The organism is Metabacillus sp. KH_069, assembly GCF_057838075.1.
In genome coordinates, this window is sequence record NZ_CM174460.1 from 24,870 (window position 1) to 46,850 (window position 21,981).

At 44.8% G+C, this 21,981-nt stretch carries 17 protein-coding genes, 3 tRNA genes, 3 rRNA genes, 1 other RNA gene, 1 pseudogene and 1 other annotated feature (1 of these 26 cut by a window edge); of the genes and pseudogenes, 21 read left to right on the forward strand and 4 right to left on the reverse strand.

Going from position 1 to position 21,981, the window contains the following annotated elements; genetic code table 11:
- Positions 1 to 14, forward strand: a binding site (T-box leader) (it extends 202 nt beyond the left edge of the window).
- Positions 15 to 66: 52 nt separating this feature from the next.
- Both serS and AC3ISE_RS00110 read left to right on the forward strand, forming a co-directional pair.
- A complete protein-coding gene (gene serS, locus AC3ISE_RS00105; RefSeq protein WP_489222644.1) occupies positions 67 to 1,344 on the forward strand; it encodes a serine--tRNA ligase in 1,278 nt (425 codons plus the stop codon).
- Between the two features lie 121 nt (positions 1,345 to 1,465).
- Positions 1,466 to 1,558, forward strand: a tRNA-Ser gene (locus AC3ISE_RS00110).
- Between the two features lie 141 nt (positions 1,559 to 1,699).
- Here the strand turns inward: AC3ISE_RS00110 and AC3ISE_RS00115 are convergent.
- Both AC3ISE_RS00115 and AC3ISE_RS00120 read right to left on the reverse strand, forming a co-directional pair.
- Positions 1,700 to 2,368 (reverse strand): deoxynucleoside kinase, encoded by a 669-nt coding sequence (locus AC3ISE_RS00115; RefSeq protein WP_070877760.1) that lies wholly within the window; start codon positions 2,366 to 2,368, stop codon positions 1,700 to 1,702.
- Positions 2,365 to 3,006, reverse strand: coding sequence for a deoxynucleoside kinase (locus AC3ISE_RS00120; RefSeq protein WP_489222645.1), 642 nt, complete (start codon positions 3,004 to 3,006; stop codon positions 2,365 to 2,367). Before AC3ISE_RS00120 ends, AC3ISE_RS00115 begins: the two co-directional genes overlap by 4 nt.
- A 266-nt stretch (positions 3,007 to 3,272) precedes the next feature.
- On the opposite strand from AC3ISE_RS00120, the gene hppD reads away from it, so the two are divergent.
- From hppD to AC3ISE_RS00140, 4 genes are read left to right on the forward strand one after another with little or no spacing between them, the layout of a single operon-like run.
- Positions 3,273 to 4,388: a 4-hydroxyphenylpyruvate dioxygenase gene (gene hppD / locus AC3ISE_RS00125; RefSeq protein WP_489222646.1), complete on the forward strand. Its 1,116-nt coding sequence runs from the start codon at positions 3,273 to 3,275 to the stop codon at positions 4,386 to 4,388.
- Between the two features lie 33 nt (positions 4,389 to 4,421).
- Positions 4,422 to 5,030: a flavin reductase family protein gene (locus AC3ISE_RS00130; RefSeq protein ID WP_489222647.1), complete on the forward strand. Its 609-nt coding sequence runs from the start codon at positions 4,422 to 4,424 to the stop codon at positions 5,028 to 5,030.
- A 7-nt stretch (positions 5,031 to 5,037) separates the two neighbouring features.
- Positions 5,038 to 5,967 (forward strand): fumarylacetoacetate hydrolase family protein, encoded by a 930-nt coding sequence (locus AC3ISE_RS00135; RefSeq protein WP_489222648.1) that lies wholly within the window; start codon positions 5,038 to 5,040, stop codon positions 5,965 to 5,967.
- Positions 5,968 to 5,971: 4 nt separating this feature from the next.
- The gene (locus AC3ISE_RS00140) at positions 5,972 to 7,123 is read left to right on the forward strand and encodes a homogentisate 1,2-dioxygenase (protein ID WP_489222649.1); all 1,152 of its coding nucleotides are present in this window, start codon (positions 5,972 to 5,974) and stop codon (positions 7,121 to 7,123) included.
- A 150-nt stretch (positions 7,124 to 7,273) separates the two neighbouring features.
- On the opposite strand, the gene AC3ISE_RS00145 is transcribed toward AC3ISE_RS00140, so the two are convergent.
- Together AC3ISE_RS00145 and AC3ISE_RS00150 are read right to left on the reverse strand one after the other, a co-directional pair.
- Positions 7,274 to 8,566 (reverse strand): glycoside hydrolase family 18 protein, encoded by a 1,293-nt coding sequence (locus AC3ISE_RS00145; protein WP_154319788.1) that lies wholly within the window; start codon positions 8,564 to 8,566, stop codon positions 7,274 to 7,276.
- Positions 8,567 to 8,634: 68 nt separating this feature from the next.
- Positions 8,635 to 9,180 carry a cysteine hydrolase family protein gene (locus tag AC3ISE_RS00150; protein ID WP_154319787.1) on the reverse strand — a complete coding sequence of 182 codons (546 nt, stop codon included), beginning with the start codon at positions 9,178 to 9,180 and terminating at the stop codon, positions 8,635 to 8,637.
- Between the two features lie 65 nt (positions 9,181 to 9,245).
- On the opposite strand from AC3ISE_RS00150, the pseudogene tadA reads away from it, so the two are divergent.
- The 15 genes and pseudogenes from tadA to tmk all read left to right on the forward strand — a co-directional run bounded on the left by tadA (position 9,246) and on the right by tmk (position 21,905).
- Positions 9,246 to 9,738 (forward strand): annotated as a pseudogene (tadA, locus tag AC3ISE_RS00155) (tRNA adenosine(34) deaminase TadA).
- An 85-nt stretch (positions 9,739 to 9,823) separates the two neighbouring features.
- Positions 9,824 to 10,089, forward strand: an RNA gene (gene ffs, locus AC3ISE_RS00160) — signal recognition particle sRNA large type.
- Between the two features lie 520 nt (positions 10,090 to 10,609).
- Entirely contained in the window at positions 10,610 to 12,307 is a 1,698-nt protein-coding gene (dnaX, locus tag AC3ISE_RS00165; RefSeq protein ID WP_489222650.1) for a DNA polymerase III subunit gamma/tau, read from the forward strand.
- Between the two features lie 18 nt (positions 12,308 to 12,325).
- A complete protein-coding gene (locus tag AC3ISE_RS00170) occupies positions 12,326 to 12,652 on the forward strand; it encodes a YbaB/EbfC family nucleoid-associated protein (protein ID WP_070875718.1) in 327 nt (108 codons plus the stop codon).
- Between the two features lie 10 nt (positions 12,653 to 12,662).
- Complete coding sequence (gene recR / locus AC3ISE_RS00175) at positions 12,663 to 13,259, forward strand: recombination mediator RecR (protein ID WP_070875719.1); 597 nt, start codon at positions 12,663 to 12,665, stop codon at positions 13,257 to 13,259.
- 30 nt (positions 13,260 to 13,289) lie between these two features.
- Positions 13,290 to 13,511: a YaaL family protein gene (locus AC3ISE_RS00180; RefSeq protein WP_070875720.1), complete on the forward strand. Its 222-nt coding sequence runs from the start codon at positions 13,290 to 13,292 to the stop codon at positions 13,509 to 13,511.
- 64 nt (positions 13,512 to 13,575) lie between these two features.
- Positions 13,576 to 13,842 carry a pro-sigmaK processing inhibitor BofA family protein gene (locus AC3ISE_RS00185; RefSeq protein ID WP_489222651.1) on the forward strand — a complete coding sequence of 89 codons (267 nt, stop codon included), beginning with the start codon at positions 13,576 to 13,578 and terminating at the stop codon, positions 13,840 to 13,842.
- Between the two features lie 258 nt (positions 13,843 to 14,100).
- Positions 14,101 to 15,650, forward strand: a 16S ribosomal RNA gene (locus AC3ISE_RS00190).
- Positions 15,651 to 15,807: 157 nt separating this feature from the next.
- Positions 15,808 to 15,884: transfer RNA gene (locus AC3ISE_RS00195), tRNA-Ile, on the forward strand.
- Between the two features lie 16 nt (positions 15,885 to 15,900).
- Positions 15,901 to 15,976: transfer RNA gene (locus AC3ISE_RS00200), tRNA-Ala, on the forward strand.
- A gap of 148 nt (positions 15,977 to 16,124) precedes the next feature.
- Positions 16,125 to 19,055, forward strand: a 23S ribosomal RNA gene (locus AC3ISE_RS00205).
- A gap of 86 nt (positions 19,056 to 19,141) precedes the next feature.
- Positions 19,142 to 19,257: ribosomal RNA gene (gene rrf / locus AC3ISE_RS00210) — 5S ribosomal RNA — on the forward strand.
- The 16S, 23S and 5S rRNA genes sit together here with 2 tRNA genes alongside, the layout of an rRNA operon.
- Before the next feature lie 301 nt (positions 19,258 to 19,558).
- Positions 19,559 to 19,762 carry a sigma factor G inhibitor Gin gene (locus AC3ISE_RS00215; RefSeq protein ID WP_489222652.1) on the forward strand — a complete coding sequence of 68 codons (204 nt, stop codon included), beginning with the start codon at positions 19,559 to 19,561 and terminating at the stop codon, positions 19,760 to 19,762.
- 83 nt (positions 19,763 to 19,845) lie between these two features.
- The gene (locus AC3ISE_RS00220; RefSeq protein WP_489222653.1) at positions 19,846 to 21,273 is read left to right on the forward strand and encodes an aminotransferase class I/II-fold pyridoxal phosphate-dependent enzyme; all 1,428 of its coding nucleotides are present in this window, start codon (positions 19,846 to 19,848) and stop codon (positions 21,271 to 21,273) included.
- Between the two features lie 5 nt (positions 21,274 to 21,278).
- Positions 21,279 to 21,905, forward strand: a complete 627-nt coding sequence (gene tmk / locus AC3ISE_RS00225) for a dTMP kinase (protein ID WP_489222654.1) — start codon at positions 21,279 to 21,281, stop codon at positions 21,903 to 21,905.
- Positions 21,906 to 21,981 lie beyond the last annotated feature (76 nt).

Genomic DNA, 21,981 nt, shown 5'->3' on the forward strand with positions numbered 1-21,981 from the left:
CTTCCGTCCCTTTACCAGGGGACGGGAGTTTTTTATTTGCAAAAAAACATTAAAAGGAGTTTTGTCATGCTGGATATTAAATATTTGCGCGCTAACTTTGAAGAAGTAAAAGAAAAGCTGTCTCATCGCGGAGAGGATTTAGGGGACTTCAGCAAGTTCGAGGAGCTTGATCAAAAACGCCGTGAACTGATTTCAAAAGTAGAAGTTTTTAAAAGCAAGCGAAATGAAGTTTCAGGGCAAATTGCTGTTTTAAAGCGTGAAAAACAAGATGCCGATCATTTAATCAAGGAAATGCGTGAAGTTGGCGACCGCGTGAAAGAAATGGACGATGAGCTTCGCCGGGTTGAAGCAGAGCTTGAAACGTTAATGCTGTCTATTCCAAATATTCCGCATGAAAGTGTGCCTGTAGGCGAAACGGAAGACGATAATATTCTTCACCGTGAATGGGGAGGAGTCCCTGCATTCTCATTTGAACCAAAACCTCACTGGGATGTTGCCGATCACCTTGGGATCTTAGATTTTGAACGTGCGGGTAAAGTAACCGGCAGCCGTTTTGTTTTCTACCGCGGCTTAGGTGCACGTCTCGAGCGTGCGCTGATCAGTTTTATGCTTGATTTGCATATCGATGAACACGGCTATACAGAAGTGCTGCCTCCTTATATCGTAAATCGTGACAGCATGACTGGAACAGGCCAGCTGCCTAAATTTGAAGAAGATGCATTTAAAATTGCGGGCGAAGATTACTTTTTAATTCCTACAGCTGAAGTGCCTGTAACCAACATGCACCGTGAAGAGATTCTCTCTATCGATCAGCTTCCGGTCAATTATGCGGCTTACAGCTCTTGCTTCCGTTCTGAGGCTGGCTCTGCAGGCAGAGATACTAGAGGATTAATCCGTCAGCATCAGTTTAATAAAGTAGAGCTTGTGAAATTTGTTAAACCTGAAGATTCTTATGATGAGCTTGAAAAACTGACAGGACATGCAGAGAAAGTTCTTCAGCTTTTGGGTCTGCCTTATCGTGTGCTTAGAATGTGTACAGCAGATCTTGGATTTACGGCTGCAAAGAAATATGACATTGAAGTATGGATACCGAGCCAGGAAACATACCGCGAAATTTCATCTTGCAGTAATTTTGAAGCCTTCCAGGCGCGTCGCGCAGGAATCCGTTTCAGACGTGAGCCTAAAGGAAAACCTGAATTTGTTCATACACTGAACGGATCTGGTCTTGCGATTGGCAGAACAGTTGCCGCCATCCTCGAGAATTATCAGAAGGAGGATGGAACTGTTGTTATTCCTGAAGTATTGCGTCCATATATGGGGAATAGAGAAGTCATTTCACGATAATAATAACCATTCAAGAAGGGGCTAAAATCCGTTTTGGCCCTTCCTTAAATTTTTTTGAAAAAGTTTTTTAGAATCGTTGACAAGCCCAAAATCAATATGTTATATTAATTCTTGTCAGCAGGGAGGTATACCCAAGTCCGGCTGAAGGGATCGGTCTTGAAAACCGACAGGGGAGTCAAATCCCGCGGGGGTTCGAATCCCTCTACCTCCTCCATCTTACATATAAAATCCAATGTTTAGCGCATAAGTATTGGAGATTGATAAAACCTGCAGCATACATTGCTGCAGGTTTTTTGTATGGATTTTTTACTTAATATAAAAATAACTGCAAAAAAAATAACCGGAGTAAAACCGGTTATTTTTTAAGTAATCTTGTCTGCTCTATAAAATGCCCGACACGCTCGACAATCGGTTCAATTGATCCTTCGTTTGCCATAATGTCATAATCGTTTATGTTCAGGCGCAAAACAGGGCATGCATTAAAATTATTGATCCAATCCTCATAGCGGCGGTGCATCTCTTCCCAATATGCAATTGGAGTCTGCTGTTCCATCGGACGTCCGCGTTCTTTGATGCGGGATAAAATATCCTCAAGGCTGCCTTCTAAATAAATCAAAAGATCAGGATGAGGGAAATATGGTGTCATGACCATCGCATCGAATAAATTCGTGTATGTTTCATAATCGACTTCTGTCATCGTGCCTTTTTCATAATGCATTTTGGCAAAAATGCCAGTGTCTTCGTATATTGAACGATCTTGGATAAAGCCTCCGCCGTATTCAAAAATCCGCTTTTGCTCTTTGAATCTTTCAGCAAGGAAATAGATTTGCAGATGAAAGCTCCATCTTTCAAAATCCGCATAAAATTTATCAAGATAAGGGTTTGTATCTACTTTTTCAAATGAAGTGCGGAAATTAAGTGCATTTGCAAGGGCATTTGTCATCGTTGATTTTCCTACACCGACTGTTCCCGCAATGGTAATAACGGCGTTGTGGGGAATGCTGTATTTCTCTCTCAAGTTCATTTACTGGTAACTCCTTCATGTAAAGATTCATCCAGGCGTTTAAATATATAGGTTAAATCTTTTTCGTTTTGTACAAAATCAAGCTCATCTCCGCTGAATCTCAGTACGGGGATGGATGGGTGTTCTTTTTCCCATTGTGACATAGCCACTTCGTAATCCTCCGATAACTGCTTTAAATAGCCGGGATCGATCTTTTTCTCGATCTCCCTTCCGCGCATATCAATGCGGTTAAGCAATGTATCAAGACTTGCATTCAAGTAAATGATCAAGTTCGGCTTTGGCATGTCGCTTGTTAAAATCGAATAAATATCAAGGTATTTATCGTATTGTTCATTTTTAAGAGTGCGCTTTGCGAAAATAAGATTTTTATAAATATGATAATCTGCCACAACAGGCTGACTCTTTTTCAAAAATAACTGTGCAATATCTTCAAGCTGTTTATATCGATTACACAGGAAGAACATTTCTGTCTGGAAACTCCACTCTTCAATGTTTTCATAAAATTTGCCGAGAAACGGATTCTCATCCACAATCTCTTTCAGCAAATGAAATTGATAGTGTTCTGCTATCGCTCGTGCAAGCGAAGTTTTCCCAACACCGATCGGTCCTTCCACGGTAATAAACGGTATACCATTCATCACGGGTCCTCCTACGCAAAAAAATCTATCAAAACAGACAAATTTTATTGTATCACAGTGACAATATGAAAAGAGTAAGCTTTTTACAAAAAAGAAAAGTTTCCAATTATCCTCTCATAGCTGCACGGGTTTTATGCGGATGCACTAGGGTTTGCATCATTGCAGAAAAGCGTTATAGCTTTACTCAGCACTCTTGCTTCCATCTCTTCTTTTTCCGTATGATGTATTCGGAATAGTAATAATATTCATAAAATGGAGGGGTTTATATGCGTGAGGAAACAGCAGCGATGGACAGTCAGGTTGAAGATTTTTTTCCGGTGAAAGATGTTGATTATCTGGAAATGTATTCAGGCAATGCCAAGCAGTCGGCTCACTATTTCTGTACAGCCTTCGGTTTTAAAATCGTCGCCTATTCAGGACTTGAGACAGGGAACAGGGAAACTGTATCCTATGTGCTGCAGCAGCAGAAAGTACGCTTAGTTATTACAGGCTCTTTAAATGATACCTCACGCGTAGCTGAATTCGTCAAGAAGCATGGGGACGGTGTCAGAGACATTGCTTTAGTCGTGGATAATGTTGAAAAGGCTTACAATGAAGCTGTATCTAGAGGAGCTATTGCGATTACACCGCCATTTGAGCTGAAGGATGAACAAGGATCCGTTAAAAAAGCCGTAATTGGTACATACGGAGACACCATTCATTCTTTAATAGAGAGAAAAGAATACAAGGGTGCATTTATGCCGGGGTTTGAAGCGGCTGAAATGAAGATTCCTTATACAGAAGCAGGAATCATCGGAGTCGACCATGTTGTCGGAAATGTAGAGAGTATGCAGGAATGGGTTTCTTATTATGAAAAAGTAATGGGCTTTAAAGAAATGCGCCATTTTACAGATTCAGATATCAGCACAGAATATTCATCTCTTATGTCGAAGGTTATGCATAATGGAGGGCGGATTAAATTTCCTATTAATGAGCCTGCAGAGGGAAAACGCAAATCACAAATTCAGGAGTACCTTGAGTTCTTTAAAGGACCAGGTGTACAGCATCTTGCGATATTAACAGAAGATATTGTATCTACAGTTGCTATTTTAAAGAAAAATGGTGTGGAATTCCTGAATACGCCTGAGACTTATTATGAAACCCTCAGCGAACGTGTCGGAGACATTGATGAAGAGATTGATAAGCTGAAAGAACTAAATATTTTAGTAGACCGTGACGATGAAGGGTATTTGCTGCAGATTTTCACCAAGCCGATTGTCGACCGTCCGACAGTCTTTATAGAAGTGATTCAGAGAAAAGGAGCGAAAGGTTTCGGGGACGGCAACTTTAAAGCGCTTTTTGAATCAATCGAGCGGGAGCAGGAGCGACGCGGTAATTTATAAACACTTAATCCTCCTGAAAGCAAGGTGATAAAGATGGATGTCATGCCCGAGTCGCTTCACTGGAAAGACGCCTATAAATTAATGATTGGCTCGATCTTGCCAAGGCCTATCGCGTTCGTGTCGACTATTGATGAAAAAGGAGCGGCAAACTTGGCTCCGTTCAGTTTTTTTACCGCGATCTCAGCAGAACCGATGATGGTTTGCTTCTCTCCTATGAGAAAAGGGACAGATGGATCTAAAAAAGATACTCTCATCAATATTGAAAAAACGAAGGAATTTGTCATCAATATTGTGAGCGAGCAGATAGCAGAACAAATGAATTGCTGCGCAGGAGATTTTGAACCGGAAGTGGATGAATTTGTTCAAAGCGGGCTGACGAAGGCAAAAAGCAAGGCAGTTGCCCCTCCTCGCGTAAAAGAAAGCCTGGTTCACCTGGAATGCGAGCTGCATGAAGTCTTGCATTTTGGAGAGAAAGCGGGATCAGGCAGTCTTGTCATTGGCAAGGTGAAGCATATCCATGTCGATGATGCTCTTTTCTATGAAGGGAAAATTATTACTAGTCACTTAAAGCCGATCGGGCGTCTTGCCGGACACATGTATACAAAACCAATGACAGATACGTTTGAGATTATAAGAAGGTGAAATCTAAATGAAGTTTGTGACTTTTCAAACCGCGTCCGGCAGACAGGCAGCGGGATGGCTTCAGGGAGATGATCTGGTTATTGATATGCATGCTGTCAGCCGGGGTTTCCTGCCACAATCGATTCAAGAATTTTTAGCAGAGCATGAACGATATCTGCCATCTATTCATGCCATGAATCCGTTTAAAGAGGAGGAACAGGGAGTTTACAGGCTTTCAGAGGTGAAGCTGTCCGCGCCTATTCCAAGGCCTGTGAGCATTCGCGATTTTTATGCATTTGAAGACCATGTGAAAACCGCCCGCCGGAAAAGAGGGCTTGATGTCATTCCAGAGTGGTATCAATTTCCGGTGTTTTATTTTACAAATCACCTGGCAGTGAAGGGGCCAGATGAAAGGATTGAAGTGCCTCCGGGCTGCAGGGCTCTTGATTATGAACTTGAGATTGCCTGTGTTATTGGAAAGGAAGGGCGTGACATCCCGGCAAGTGAAGCAGACGCGTACATTTTTGGGTACTGCATCATGAATGACTGGAGTGCGCGTGATCTTCAAAGAGAAGAAATGAAAGTAGGTCTTGGTCCTGCGAAAGGAAAGGATTTCGCGACCTCGCTTGGACCATACCTTGTGTCAAAACAGGAACTTCATCCACATCAGACAGGAGATCGGTATGATTTGACGATGAAAGCGGCTGTTAATGGAAACGTGATATCAAAAGGGAATTTAAAAGATATCTATTATTCATTTGCTCAAATGATTGAACGGGCTTCTGCAGGTGTCACCTTATATCCAGGGGAAGTGATTGGCTCAGGGACCGTTGGAACCGGGTGTATTCTAGAGGTTGGGGAAGAAGTGCATCGATATTTAAGACCGGGAGATGAGATTGAATTAACAATAGAAGGTCTGGGCTCGCTGAAAAATAAAATTGCAGCTAAAAGCAGGTGAGAGCATGTATTATCGCGCGTTAGGCAAAATCCCGCATAAGAGACATACGATATTTAAAAAAGAAGACGGTAGCCTTTACCGGGAGCAGGTTATGGGGACGAAGGGGTTTTCAGGCACACAATCCATTCTGTATCATCACTACATGCCTACAGAGGTTGCGAAATCAGAGCTTCTTCATTCCTATCTCCCTGAATATGAACAGATGGATTCCTTGAAGCACAGGCATTTCTTTACAGACGCCCTGCAATCTAAGGGGGATGCTTTTGAGGCTAGAGAGTATATCCTTGGAAATGACGATCTCTTAATAGGCACAGTTCTTGCAGAAAAACCGATGGAATCCTATTACCGGAATGGTGATGGAGATGAATTGCTTTTTGTTCATTTTGGGAATGGAACGATTGAGACGATGTTTGGCGTCATCACTTATCGTCCGGGAGATTACATTAACATCCCAATCGGCACGATCTATCGTGTTGTTCCTGAAGCGGAAACAAAGTTCCTTTTTATCGAATCGTTCAGCCAGATTACAACTCCTAAACGATACCGGAATGAATACGGCCAGCTTTTAGAGAATAGTCCGTTTTGCGAAAGAGATTTTCGGGGACCGGAACAGCTGCTGACGTTTGAAGCAAGAGGCGAGTTTGAAGTGCTGACGAAATCCAGGGGCTATATGCATAAGCATACCTTTAACCACCATCCTTTTGATGTAGCGGGGTGGGACGGCTACTTGTATCCGTGGGCTTTTAATATCGAGGATTTTGAACCGATTACAGGACGGATTCATCAGCCGCCGCCTGTCCATCAAACATTTGAAGGCCACAATTTCGTTGTCTGCTCCTTCGTTCCGAGAATGTACGATTATCATCCTGAATCAATTCCGGCACCTTACTATCACAGTAATGTCAACAGCGATGAACTGCTTTATTATGTAGAAGGAAATTTTATGAGCCGAAAAGGGATCAAACAGGGGTCCATCACGCTTCATCCGAGCGGAATACCGCATGGTCCTCATCCGGGAAAAACGGAAGCAAGCATCGGGAAAAAAGAAACACTTGAGCTTGCAGTGATGATTGATACGTTCCGTCCGCTTAAAATCGTCAAACAGGCTAAAGAGATAGAAGATGCCGATTACATGTATACATGGGTTGAAAAATAAAGGCTTTTTTCGTAAACTTTGTTGCTTTTAGAATAAATGATTAAAACCTTAAGTGGATTGTAGCGGAAGGAACGGACAACATTTATCACCTAAACAACAATTTATGTGATGACAGCCATAATAAAAAAAGCAGCCGGATCAGGCTGCTTTTTAAGTTGGTGTTTTTACAACGTCGAAGTTATCTGCAATCAATAACCAGTTTTGCGGGAATGAGAGCCCGAGTTTCCAATAGCTCATTCCTCTCAGCTTTAATTCTTTCATTAAATCAAATTTAGCCTGTATGGAACGGGCATCCTCAAACCAGACTTCATGCTCTCTTCCTTCCTTATCGCGATAGTTGAAGTGAGGAGCCTGTGCTTTCATATCATATTGAATGGGGACATTATACTGACTTGCCAAACGGATGGCCTGCTGGGGGCTGATGGCTTTTGCAAATTCTCCCCCAGGCTTAAACGGCAAGGTCCAGTCGTATCCGTATAAATTCTGGCCCATCATGATTTTATTTGCCGGTATTTCAGTCAGGGTGTACTCAAGGACATCCCGAACCGGTCCGATCGGGGAGACAGCCATTGGCGGTCCGCCGCTATAGCCCCATTCGTAGGTCATCACTACTACAAAATCGACAATTTCGCCGTGTGCTTTATAATCATGCGCTTCGTACCATTTTCCTTTTTGATCTGCACTTGTTTTAGGAGCCAGTGCCGTAGAAATGAGCCAGCCTTCTTTCTTAAAGCGGGCTTTTGCTTTTCTTAAAAAACGGTTATAGGCTTCTCTGTCTACTGGCCTTAAATATTCCATATCGAAATGGATATCGCGGAAGCCGTATTTCTTAGCGGTTTCGACGATGTTATTGAGAAGCTTATTCTGGACATCCTGATTATTAAGAACGATTCGTCCTATTTCGTCGCTGAAACCCTCATCATCTAAATTCGTCACGATCATCATTAACGTGACTCTATTGTTTTTGGCGATATTAGCAAAGTCATTTAAGAGCGGCTCTTTTAGAGTGCCATCCTTTTGAATGCGGAAGCTGAACGGTCCGAGGTAGGTTAAATAGGGTGCTGCTTCCCGGGCGCTTTCTTCCAGTTCAGGACTTACCTGATTTCCGGATGGTTCAATATAAGCGTTGAATTCTGCTTTTTGTTTAGGGCGGTCGGGAATATAAAGCCTGAACCCTATTTGAAGCGGACTGTTGATCGAGATTTGGTTGACTTCAGATAATTCCTTTGGAGTTGAACCGTATCTCCTGCTGATTGACCACAATGTATCTCCTGGCTGCACCCAGTAAAAACGTCCTTTTATAGGAATGACGATTGTCTGCCCGATGACAAGCTGGCCTGGATTTGGTATTTCATTTGTCCGGATAATCTCTTCAGCGGTCGTGCTGTAAGCTTGGGCTATCCCATATAAAGTTTGTCCTTCCCGGACAATATGTATCTGCATATTGATTCCCCTCACTCATTCGTCATAATCTCTCTGTTACATCTTATGAAGGAACGAGCGTCAGCATGTTATATTTTTATTTGGCGGGAATCGCCTATATCTGCCTGAAGGACATTTTTCATCATGCGCAGAGCATATTCATTATCTTGTTTGTCATTTGAAGCAATGCAGTCAGACGGAACGGACAGTTTATATCCCCGCATATAGGCATCATTGGCTGAAAAAAGAACACAGATATTTCCGGCTATCCCGGTCAAAATAAGATGATCCACTTCCAGGTTGTCGAGAAGCATGTTTAAGGCAGTTCCATAAAAGGCTGAATGCATGGGCTTGATTAAGAAAAAGTCCGTATCATCCGGATAGAGCTGTTCGATGATGGGTCTGCTCAATTCATTTGTGCACTTTTCAGAAATCTTTTGAAAATCAGCCTGCCATAACTTATAATGATCATTTATATAAATGATTGGACATTTTTTCGCCTGCATTTTCTTTTTTAACGAAAAAATATTTTCAGAAACTTGTTTGGCTTCATCAGCCAGCACTTCACCATGCTTAAACTTAAAATTATTTATCATATCTATAATGAGCAGGGCACAGGTCTCTTTTTTATCCAAGGCGTCATCTCTCCTTTACAGAGATTAGCTTGTGCCATAATGAATAAATCTATAAGGAGTACATGATGGATAAGGACACGGTATACATGGAGCTTGCAATAAAAGAAGCATTAAAAGCAAAGGCAATCGGCGAAGTGCCAATCGGTGCGGTCATCGTACATAACGATGAAATCGTAGGATCCGGCTATAATCTGAGAGAAAGTGAGCAAAGGTCGATTGCCCATGCGGAAATGATTGCGATTGATCAGGCGTGCGCCTCAACGGGTACGTGGAGACTTGAGGATTCGACGCTTTACGTAACCCTTGAGCCTTGTCCGATGTGCGCGGGGGCAATTGTTCTTTCGAGAGTGAAAAGAGTGGTTTACGGCGCTGCGAGATCCGAAAGCCGGATGTGCGGGAACCCTTATGAATCTTCTGGATGAAAAAAGATTTAATCACCAGGTTGAAGTGACCAAAGGGGTCCTTGAAGATGAATGCGGCAATATGCTCAGCGATTTCTTCAGGGATTTAAGAAAAAAGAAAAAAGCTGAAAAGGCTGCTTCAAAAAATTTACAGTAGCTGGATATTGCATTTTTCTCTAAAAGACTATATACTAGGTTATGCGTCGTACTAAACGGCGCACCTTAATCAGGTATCAATTTTGCCGTGCTAAGCGGGGAGGTAGCGGTGCCCTGTACTCGCAATCCGCTCTAGCGAGGCCGAATCCCTTTCCCGAGGTTAGCTGTCTGTAGGGCCTGCCTTAAGTAAGTGGTGTTGACGTCTGGGTCCTGCGCAATGGGAATCCATGAACCATGTCAGGTCCGGAAGGAAGCAGCATTAAGTGGAATCTCTCATGTGCCGCAGGGTTGCCTGGGCCGAGCTAACTGCTTAAGTAACGCTTATGGACACTAATCGACGGAAGGTGCACGGCAGTTTAATTTATAATGAACAACCCATCCTCTTGCAGGGTGGGTTTTTTATTTTGTAAAGATAAGAAAGTATTTTGCACTTTGTTGTCTAGCTCCACCTCCTAGCCCCTCGGCCAGAACGGATCAGCAAGCATTGGCAAAAAGCGCCTTCACTGGCTGATCCTTATCTGTCTGTCGGAGCTAAACGGGCGATTCCGCTTTTCGGTGTTGTCTAGCTCCACCTCCTAGTCCCTCGGCCAGAACAAATTCACCCAAAAAGTCAAACCCGGATTTTTCGGGTGAATTCTTATCTGTCTGTCGGGCCTGACCAGTCGGTTCCGCTTTTCTTGTTGTCCAGCTCCATCGCCCAACTCCTCGGCCAGAACGGCTCATCCAGCAAAGGCAAAAAGCGCCTTCACTGGCTGATCCTTATCTGTCTGTCGGAGCTAAACGGGCGATTCCGCTTTTCTGTGTTGTCCCCTTTGTAAAATACTAATTCCATAAGGTATAATAGAAGAGATGAATTTGAAGGAGGGCGTTATGTGAGTTACCAGGCTTTATACCGTGTTTGGCGGCCGCAGCAATTTCATGATGTCGTAGGTCAAGAACATATTACAAGAACGCTTCAAAATGCCCTGCTGCAAGAAAAATTCTCGCATGCCTATCTTTTTTCCGGACCAAGAGGAACAGGAAAAACGAGTGCGGCCAAGATTTTTGCGAAAACAGTCAATTGCGAAAAAGCTCCGGTTGCGGAACCGTGCAATGAATGTTCTGCCTGCCTTGGCATCACGGATGGTTCCATCTCCGATGTGATTGAAATAGATGCTGCTTCAAATAACGGAGTAGATGAAATACGGGATATACGCGATAAAGTAAAATATGCACCGTCTTCGGTGAAATATAAGGTTTATATCGTTGATGAAGTGCACATGCTCTCAATTGGAGCTTTCAATGCCTTGTTAAAAACGCTTGAAGAACCGCCTAAGCATGTCATCTTTATATTAGCCACGACAGAACCCCACAAAATCCCGCTGACCATTATCTCCAGGTGTCAGAGATTCGATTTCAAACGAATTACAGCGGCTGCAATTGTCGGGAGAATGCAGGAAATCATTAAAGATCAGGAAATAGAAGCTGAAACTGCTGCCCTCCAGGTCATAGCCAGTGCAGCGGACGGAGGAATGCGTGATGCCTTGAGTTTGCTTGATCAGGCGATTTCCTTCAGTGATGAAACCGTGACATTAGACGATGCGCTGCTCATAACAGGCTCGGTCTCACAGGCGATGATAGGCGAATTAATTCATGCCATGTTCAATAAAAATGTATCTGGTGCTCTGCAGGCTTTAGATGAACTGATGAATCAGGGAAAGGATGCATCTAAACTTGTAGAAGATTTTATCTACTACTACCGGGATCTGCTGCTGTATCAAACAGCGCCGCAGCTTGAGGAAGTTTTAGAGCGGGTTACAGTTGATGAACAGTTTGTTGAATTATCTAAACAGATGCCTTCCGGTACCATCTACCATGCAATTGATGTGCTGAACAAAAGCCAGCAGGAAATGAAATGGACAAATCATCCCCGTATTTTCCTTGAGGTGGCAATTGTTAAGCTTTCCGAGCATGAGGCAAAAGCTGTTCAGCCTGGCGGAAGTGAAAATCATACTGAGCTTGAAGCAACAGTAAAGAAACTTGCAAATGAATTAGAGCTTCTTAAAAAACAGGGAATCACAATCAGCGGACAGCAAGCCACGCAAAGTGAACAAAAGGCCCCTAAAGCTGTCCGGAGCGGGTACAAAGTGCCGGCAGGCAGGATTCAGGAAATTCTGAAAGATGCTACTAAACAAAACCTGGCAGCTATAAAGAGCCGCTGGGGAGAGCTGCTTGATTATTTGCGCAGACAAAACAAGGTATCACATGCAGCCCTTCTGACAGACAGTGAACCTGTAGCTGCATCAGAAACGGCATTTGTGTTAAAGTTTAAATATGAAATCCATTGTAAAATGGTAGCGGACAACAACAATCAGGTCCGCAGCAATATGGAAGCCATTCTTTTGGAATTAACGGGACGAAACATGGAAATGGTTGGCGTTCCAGAACAAGAATGGGGTAAAATAAGAGAAGATTACATACGTGATCAGCGTCAGAATGAGGACGGCGATTCCCATGATGAAGACGAGGATCCGCTCATAGCTGAAGCAAAAAAACTAGTGGGTACAGATCTCATTGAAATAAAAGATTAATATTGGAGGAGATTTATTATGAACCGTGGCGGAATGGGCAACATGCAAAAAATGATGAAACAAATGCAAAAAATGCAGAAAGATATGGCCAAAGCGCAAGAAGAACTGGCTGAAAAAACAATCGAAGGAACAGCTGGCGGCGGAATGGTCACTGTTACGATTAATGGAAACAAAGAAGTCATCGATGTAAACATTAAAGAGGAAGTTGTAGATCCGGAAGATATCGATATGCTTCAAGATTTAGTTCTTGCTGCTACAAATGATGCTCTGAAGAAAATGGATGAGCTCACAAACGATACAATGGGCAAATTTACAAAAGGCATGAACTTGCCAGGCATGTTCTAGGAGGAATGGAATGCATTATCCTGAACCGATATCAAAGCTGATTGACAGCTTTATGAAACTGCCAGGAATTGGCCCGAAGACGGCCGTTCGTCTGGCTTTTTTTGTACTGAATATGAAAGAAGATGTTGTACTGGATTTTGCAAAGGCTTTGGTCAATGCCAAAAGAAATCTCACGTACTGTTCTGTGTGCGGCCATATTACAGATCAGGATCCCTGTTATATCTGTGAAGACCAAAGAAGAGATAAAACCGTCATTTGTGTCGTTCAGGATCCAAAAGACGTCATCGCAATGGAAAAAATGAAAGAATACTCTGGACTGTATCATGTGCTTCAAGGTGCAATCTCTCCAATGGACGGCATCGGACCTGAGGATATCAAGATTCCTGAACTGCTGAAAAGACTTCAGGACGATACGGTGCAGGAAATCATACTTGCTACCAATCCTAACATTGAGGGTGAAGCAACAGCTATGTATATCTCCAGGCTTTTAAAGCCGACAGGAATTAAAATGACGCGGATAGCACATGGCCTTCCTGTAGGCGGGGATCTGGAATATGCGGATGAAGTAACTTTATCAAAAGCTCTGGAAGGCAGACGCGAGCTTTAATATCGGGATGGCCGGAGAGGGGAAGTTTCATTGTTTTTTCGCAGAAAAGGCTGGCTCAGAAAAGAATATGATCAGCTGCTGGTGGATGATCTCATTTATATGAAAGATGATTGGAATCGCCAAAAACAGCTTGTTGATAAAAGTGTGGAGCCATCTCCTGAAATACTGTATGCATTAAAAGTTGCTCAATCTAAATACTTCTTCTTATTAAGAGAAGCAAAAAAAAGAAATATTACAATCGGCAAGAAATAGCTTGTTCTATTTTCACCAGGCTTTCATAGATATTTAGAAAGTAATAATGAAAGTGAGTGGTGGAATGGAACCCGTCTACGTTTTTTCCATTCTCGGAGGAATCATCATCCTGCTGCTTGTTGCGGGCGCACCGCTCAGATCCATGCGCTGGGCAGGTCAAGTGCTTGTGAAAGTTGTGATAGGTGCATTATTTTTATTCTTCATTAATGCATTTGGTACAAGCATAGGGCTGCACATCCCCATTAATCTGACGACTGCGGGTATTTCTGGATTGCTTGGTTTGCCGGGTGTTGCTGCATTAATCATTATAAAAATGGTGATCTTAACTTAGAACAGGCGGATTGTTTCGCTTGTTCTAATTTTTTTGTTGACACCCTTTAGATGGGGTGGTATATTAATAAACGTCGCTGATGACGTTACATAAAACTTTTTAAAAAAGTTGTTGACGAAACAGAGTGATAAATGATATATTAAAGGGGTCGCTTCGAGAGAACGCGGCACAAAAAAGTTCTTTGAAAACTAAACAAAACCAAAAGCGTACCAAACGTTTTAAATTTTTGAAGTCAGCAACAAAATGAGTCACAAATTTTCTTCGGAGAGTTTGATCCTGGCTCAGGACGAACGCTGGCGGCGTGCCTAATACATGCAAGTCGAGCGGACTTGTTGGAGCTTGCTCCAGCAGGTTAGCGGCGGACGGGTGAGTAACACGTGGGCAACCTGCCTGTAAGACTGGGATAACTCCGGGAAACCGGAGCTAATACCGGATAGTATCTTGAACCGCATGGTTCAAGTTGGAAAGACGGTTTCGGCTGTCACTTACAGATGGGCCCGCGGCGCATTAGCTAGTTGGTGAGGTAATGGCTCACCAAGGCAACGATGCGTAGCCGACCTGAGAGGGTGATCGGCCACACTGGGACTGAGACACGGCCCAGACTCCTACGGGAGGCAGCAGTAGGGAATCTTCCGCAATGGACGAAAGTCTGACGGAGCAACGCCGCGTGAGTGATGAAGGTTTTCGGATCGTAAAACTCTGTTGTTAGGGAAGAACAAGTGCGAGAGTAACTGCTCGCACCTTGACGGTACCTAACCAGAAAGCCACGGCTAACTACGTGCCAGCAGCCGCGGTAATACGTAGGTGGCAAGCGTTGTCCGGAATTATTGGGCGTAAAGCGCGCGCAGGCGGTTTCTTAAGTCTGATGTGAAAGCCCCCGGCTCAACCGGGGAGGGTCATTGGAAACTGGGAAACTTGAGTGCAGAAGAGGAGAGTGGAATTCCACGTGTAGCGGTGAAATGCGTAGAGATGTGGAGGAACACCAGTGGCGAAGGCGACTCTCTGGTCTGTAACTGACGCTGAGGCGCGAAAGCGTGGGGAGCGAACAGGATTAGATACCCTGGTAGTCCACGCCGTAAACGATGAGTGCTAAGTGTTAGAGGGTTTCCGCCCTTTAGTGCTGCAGCTAACGCATTAAGCACTCCGCCTGGGGAGTACGGTCGCAAGACTGAAACTCAAAGGAATTGACGGGGGCCCGCACAAGCGGTGGAGCATGTGGTTTAATTCGAAGCAACGCGAAGAACCTTACCAGGTCTTGACATCCTTTGCCACTTCTAGAGATAGAAGGTTCCCCTTCGGGGGACAAAGTGACAGGTGGTGCATGGTTGTCGTCAGCTCGTGTCGTGAGATGTTGGGTTAAGTCCCGCAACGAGCGCAACCCTTGATCTTAGTTGCCAGCATTCAGTTGGGCACTCTAAGGTGACTGCCGGTGACAAACCGGAGGAAGGTGGGGATGACGTCAAATCATCATGCCCCTTATGACCTGGGCTACACACGTGCTACAATGGATGGTACAAAGGGCTGCGAGACCGCGAGGTTTAGCCAATCCCATAAAACCATTCTCAGTTCGGATTGCAGGCTGCAACTCGCCTGCATGAAGCTGGAATCGCTAGTAATCGCGGATCAGCATGCCGCGGTGAATACGTTCCCGGGCCTTGTACACACCGCCCGTCACACCACGAGAGTTTGCAACACCCGAAGTCGGTGGGGTAACCGCAAGGAGCCAGCCGCCTAAGGTGGGGTAGATGATTGGGGTGAAGTCGTAACAAGGTAGCCGTATCGGAAGGTGCGGCTGGATCACCTCCTTTCTAAGGAATATATGAGGGCGCTTTTGGTTTTTGTTTAGTTTTGAGAGAACTTTGTTCCCTCTAAATGAATAGTGAGTTTACCTTAGAGTAAGCGAAGAAACATTTGCGCGTACTTTTTTGTACGTCACAAACATTCTTTTATTCATTCTTATGAGATGGGCCTATAGCTCAGCTGGTTAGAGCGCACGCCTGATAAGCGTGAGGTCGATGGTTCGAGTCCATTTAGGCCCACCATCTCTTAAATTCATATGGGGCCTTAGCTCAGCTGGGAGAGCGCCTGCCTTGCACGCAGGAGGTCAGCGGTTCGATCCCGCTAGGCTCCACCAAGAAGTTGTTCTTTGAAAACTAGATAACGTAATTGATAACAAGTAATTCACTGAGATTTACGCTTACCATAATTAGTGATTTTCTAGACATTTATGTCTAAACAAACAACGAAATGTGAAACGCATCTTAGATGCGGCTGACCATTTAGGTTAAGTTATGAAGGGCGCACGGTGGATGCCTTGGCACTAGGAGCCGATGAAGGACGGGACTAACACCGATATGCTTTGGGGAGCTGTAAGTAAGCTTTGATCCAGAGATTTCCGAATGGGGAAACCCACTGTTCGTAATGGAACAGTATCTTTATCTGAATACATAGGATATTGAAGGCAGACCCGGGGAACTGAAACATCTAAGTACCCGGAGGAAGAGAAAGCAAATGCGATTTCCCGAGTAGCGGCGAGCGAAACGGAATTAGCCCAAACCAAGAGGCTTGCCTCTTGGGGTTGTAGGACACTCTATACGGAGTTACAAAGGAACGGGGTAGATGAAGCGACCTGGAAAGGTCCGTCAGAGAAGGTAAAAACCCTGTAGTCGAAACTTCGTTCCCTCCAGAGTGGATCCTGAGTACGGCGGGACACGAGAAATCCCGTCGGAAGCAGGGAGGACCATCTCCCAAGGCTAAATACTCCCTAGTGACCGATAGTGAACCAGTACCGTGAGGGAAAGGTGAAAAGCACCCCGGAAGGGGAGTGAAAAGATCCTGAAACCGTGTGCTTACAAGTAGTCAGAGCCCGTTAATGGGTGATGGCGTGCCTTTTGTAGAATGAACCGGCGAGTTACGATCCCGTGCAAGGTTAAGTTGATGAGACGGAGCCGCAGCGAAAGCGAGTCTGAATAGGGCGTTTTAGTACGTGGTCGTAGACCCGAAACCAGGTGATCTACCCATGTCCAGGGTGAAGTTCAGGTAACACTGAATGGAGGCCCGAACCCACGCACGTTGAAAAGTGCGGGGATGAGGTGTGGGTAGCGGAGAAATTCCAATCGAACCTGGAGATAGCTGGTTCTCTCCGAAATAGCTTTAGGGCTAGCCTCAAGTATGAGAGTCTTGGAGGTAGAGCACTGATTGGACTAGGGGCCCTCATCGGGTTACCGAATTCAGTCAAACTCCGAATGCCAAAGACTTGCTCCTTGGGAGTCAGACTGCGAGTGATGAGATCCGTAGTCAAGAGGGAAACAGCCCAGACCACCAGCTAAGGTCCCAAAGTATACGTTAAGTGGAAAAGGATGTGGAGTTGCTTAGACAACCAGGATGTTGGCTTAGAAGCAGCCACCATTTAAAGAGTGCGTAATAGCTCACTGGTCGAGTGACTCTGCGCCGAAAATGTACCGGGGCTAAACGTATCACCGAAGCTGTGGACTGTTCTTACGAACAGTGGTAGGAGAGCGTTCTAAGGGCGTTGAAGCTAGACCGTAAGGACTGGTGGAGCGCTTAGAAGTGAGAATGCCGGTATGAGTAGCGAAAGAGGGGTGAGAATCCCCTCCACCGAATGCCTAAGGTTTCCTGAGGAAGGCTCGTCCGCTCAGGGTTAGTCGGGACCTAAGCCGAGGCCGAAAGGCGTAGGCGATGGACAACAGGTTGATATTCCTGTACCACCTCCTCACCATTTGAGCAATGGGGGGACGCAGGAGGATAGGGCAAGCGCGCTGTTGGATATGCGCGTCCAAGCAGTTAGGCTGAGAAGTAGGCAAATCCGCTTCTCATATAAGGCTGAGCTGTGATGGCGAGGGAAATTTAGTACCGAAGTTCCTGATTCCACACTGCCAAGAAAAGCCTCTAGCGAGGTGAGAGGTGCCCGTACCGCAAACCGACACAGGTAGGCGAGGAGAGAATCCTAAGGTGAGCGAGAGAACTCTCGTTAAGGAACTCGGCAAAATGACCCCGTAACTTCGGGAGAAGGGGTGCTTTTTAGGGTTCATAGCCCTGAAAAGCCGCAGTGAATAGGCCCAGGCGACTGTTTAGCAAAAACACAGGTCTCTGCGAAGCCGCAAGGCGAAGTATAGGGGCTGACGCCTGCCCGGTGCTGGAAGGTTAAGGGGAGAGGTTAGCGCAAGCGAAGCTTTGAACCGAAGCCCCAGTAAACGGCGGCCGTAACTATAACGGTCCTAAGGTAGCGAAATTCCTTGTCGGGTAAGTTCCGACCCGCACGAAAGGCGTAACGATCTGGGCACTGTCTCAACGAGAGACTCGGTGAAATTATAGTACCTGTGAAGATGCAGGTTACCCGCGACAGGACGGAAAGACCCCGTGGAGCTTTACTGTAGCCTGATATTGAATTTTGGTACAGCTTGTACAGGATAGGTAGGAGCCTTGGAAACCGGAGCGCCAGCTTCGGTGGAGGCATTGGTGGGATACTACCCTTGCTGTATTGAAATTCTAACCCACAGCCCTGATCGGGCTGGGAGACAGTGTCAGGTGGGCAGTTTGACTGGGGCGGTCGCCTCCTAAAATGTAACGGAGGCGCCCAAAGGTTCCCTCAGAATGGTTGGAAATCATTCGCAGAGTGTAAAGGCACAAGGGAGCTTGACTGCGAGACCTACAAGTCGAGCAGGGACGAAAGTCGGGCTTAGTGATCCGGTGGTTCCGCATGGAAGGGCCATCGCTCAACGGATAAAAGCTACCCCGGGGATAACAGGCTTATCTCCCCCAAGAGTCCACATCGACGGGGAGGTTTGGCACCTCGATGTCGGCTCATCGCATCCTGGGGCTGTAGTCGGTCCCAAGGGTTGGGCTGTTCGCCCATTAAAGCGGTACGCGAGCTGGGTTCAGAACGTCGTGAGACAGTTCGGTCCCTATCCGTCGTGGGCGCAGGAAATTTGAGAGGAGCTGTCCTTAGTACGAGAGGACCGGGATGGACGCACCGCTGGTGTACCAGTTGTCTTGCCAAAGGCATCGCTGGGTAGCTATGTGCGGAAGGGATAAGTGCTGAAAGCATCTAAGCATGAAGCCCCCCTCAAGATGAGATTTCCCATCACGTAAGTGAGTAAGAACCCTGAAAGATGATCAGGTTGATAGGTCTGAGGTGGAAGCGCGGTGACGTGTGGAGCTGACAGATACTAATCGTTCGAGGACTTAACCACAGTCTAATAAAGTGTAACATTTAAGTGAATCTTGTTATCAAACGTTATCTAGTTTTGAAAGAATAACTCTTTCTAGTTGCATATTGTCTGGTGATGATGGCAAAGAGGTCACACCCGTTCCCATGCCGAACACGGAAGTTAAGCTCTTTAGCGCCGATGGTAGTTGGGGGTTTCCCCCTGTGAGAGTAGGACGTTGCCAGGCACGCATAAAAGAAGAACAGCAGAGATGCTGTTCTTTTTTTTATGGAAAAAGAGAGAATGGTCAAGGGCAGCTGCGGATTAGGACGAAAGTTCAAAAATTGATCCAGCTTACATCAAAAAAAGTCTGGGAATGGCTCTTTTCTAGCTGCCTTCATCTTTATAAAGCTTTCAGCCCAGATATTTTTTTGTAGACATACACGATTTGTTAACACCATCATACAATTAGAGAGGGTAAGATAATTCGAAATCTTGTATACAACTTTTGATCTGTGGCAAAACTGTTTGTATGGAGGTGGAGAGCATTGAATTCGGAAGACTTAAAGAAACCGGCTGGGGAAACGTGTATTATCTGTGATACAGAAAAGGTGAAGGGAATTCATCTCTATACAAGCTTTGTTTGTACAGATTGTGAGACTGATATGATTCAGACCGAAACAGAAGATCCTAAATATAAATATTTTATTGATAAACTGCGGAGAGTGAAAACGCCGCCGCTCTATTCTTAAGCTGCCGGGTCAGGCGGCTTTTTCTATTGACCTTCAACTGATATAATAGCGGTAATACCTCATAAAGGACGGTTTTTGTTTAGATGGCGACTCCGCTGTATTCAGCTCTTAAAAAACATGCGATGAAGCGCCCGGTTTCGTTTCATGTACCCGGGCATAAATATGGACAGGTTTTTTCTCAAGAAGCAATAGAGGATTTTGAAGAGATATTAAAGTTAGATGCGACTGAGATTACGGGACTGGATGATCTTCATGATCCAAGCGGTCCGATTGCAGAGGCTCAGGAGCTTGCAGCAGCTCTATATAAGGCAGATAAAACATTCTTTTTAGTCAATGGTTCAACATCAGGAAATATTGCAATGATTATGGCTTGCTGTGAGAAAGATAAGCCGGTTTTAGTCCAGCGGAACAGTCATAAATCCATCATTAATGGAATCAGACTTGCGGGAGCTCGTCCTGTGTTTCTGGCGCCGAAATTTGATGAAGAACTGAGGGTGCCTTCTTATGTGACGCAGGAAACCATTGCTGAAGCGATAAAAGAATATCCGGACGCATCAGCTTTAATTTTAACGAGTCCGAATTATTACGGACTTGCGTGTGACCTCCATGGGGCAGTAAAGCTTGCACATGAAAAGAACATCCCTGTTTTGGTGGATGAAGCGCACGGGGCCCATTTTATACTGGGGGACCCTTTCCCGCAATCAGCATTGGAGGCTGGTGCAGATGTTGTTGTTCAATCTGCCCATAAAACGCTGCCTGCAATGACAATGGGTTCGTATTTGCATGTGAAAAGCACATTGGCAAATGCAGGCCGTATAGGCCGCTTTTTATCCATTTTACAGAGCAGCAGTCCGTCTTATCCAATTATGGCCTCGTTGGACTTGGCAAGAGACTATTTACAGGGTTTAAGATCTGCAGAAGCAGTTGATTCCATTTTATCTGCAATCAATTCTTTTAAAAATAGGATTAAGAAAATAGATGAGCTTTCGATTGTTCATTCTAGTGACAGAAACGCAAGTACTGATCCTCTTAAGCTTACGATTAAGTCAACTATTGGAATGTCCGGTTTTGAGCTTCAGAGTCACTTAGAGGCCTCTGGCATCTATACGGAGCTTGCAGACCTGCAGAATGTTTTGCTCGTCTTGCCGCTCTCAAGCAAGATAGTCCCTCATTTTGAGTTTACCGCTATAAACAGTACTTACACTGGGAAAAACGAGCTGAATCCTCTATTTTTACATACAGGCACCAGCCCTATCAGTATGCTCCCCCTATCCTATCATCAGTTAAATGGGTATAGTAGAGAGGTTGTATCTTTTAAAGATGCGGACGGCTTATTAAGCGGAGATGCTGTTATTCCATATCCGCCAGGAATCCCTCTTTTAATGGAGGGAGAAAGAATCACGAAGGAACATATCAGCCAAATACAGGCGCTGATTCAGGGCGGTGCGAGGTTTCAGGGCAGCAGGGCTCTGACAGAAGAAAAGCTTGCAGTTTATATAAAGAAAAGGTGATTGTAATGAAAGGGATTTTTATCACATTTGAAGGACCTGATGGTGCAGGAAAGACAACAATTCTGAATATGCTGTCAGAGGAATTCAAGGAAAAGGGAATAGAGGCAGTCTTCACCCGTGAACCGGGAGGAATCAGGATTGCTGAGCAAATCCGCGAAGTGATTTTAAATAAAGAAAATACAGAAATGGATTCAAGAACAGAGGCTTTGCTGTATGCAGCTGCAAGACGCCAGCATATTGTCGAGAAAGTCATTCCTGCCTTAAGTGAGGGAAAACTGATTATCTGTGACCGGTTTATTGACAGTTCCCTGGCTTATCAGGGGTACGCTAGAGAAATTGGTGTGGATGATGTTTATTCTATAAATATGTTTGCCATTGACGGTGTCATGCCTGAGGTAACTTTATACTTTGATATAGAGCCTGAGCGCGGACTATTGAGAATCAATGGCAGTGACAGCAGAGAAGTGAACAGACTGGATTTAGAGAAGATGGACTTTCATTTAAAGGTTCAAAAGGGCTATAAACAATTAATCGATAAATTCCCTGAACGGATAAAAGTCATCAATGCTGATCAGTCTTTAGAAGACGTCTATCGTGACGTAAAGGAAGTTTTAATTCCTTATTTAAAGTAAACGCTGATATAATAAGTAACAAGAATGTTACAATTACCATAAATGAAACAATGCTTTATCAGGTTTAAGCTGTTAA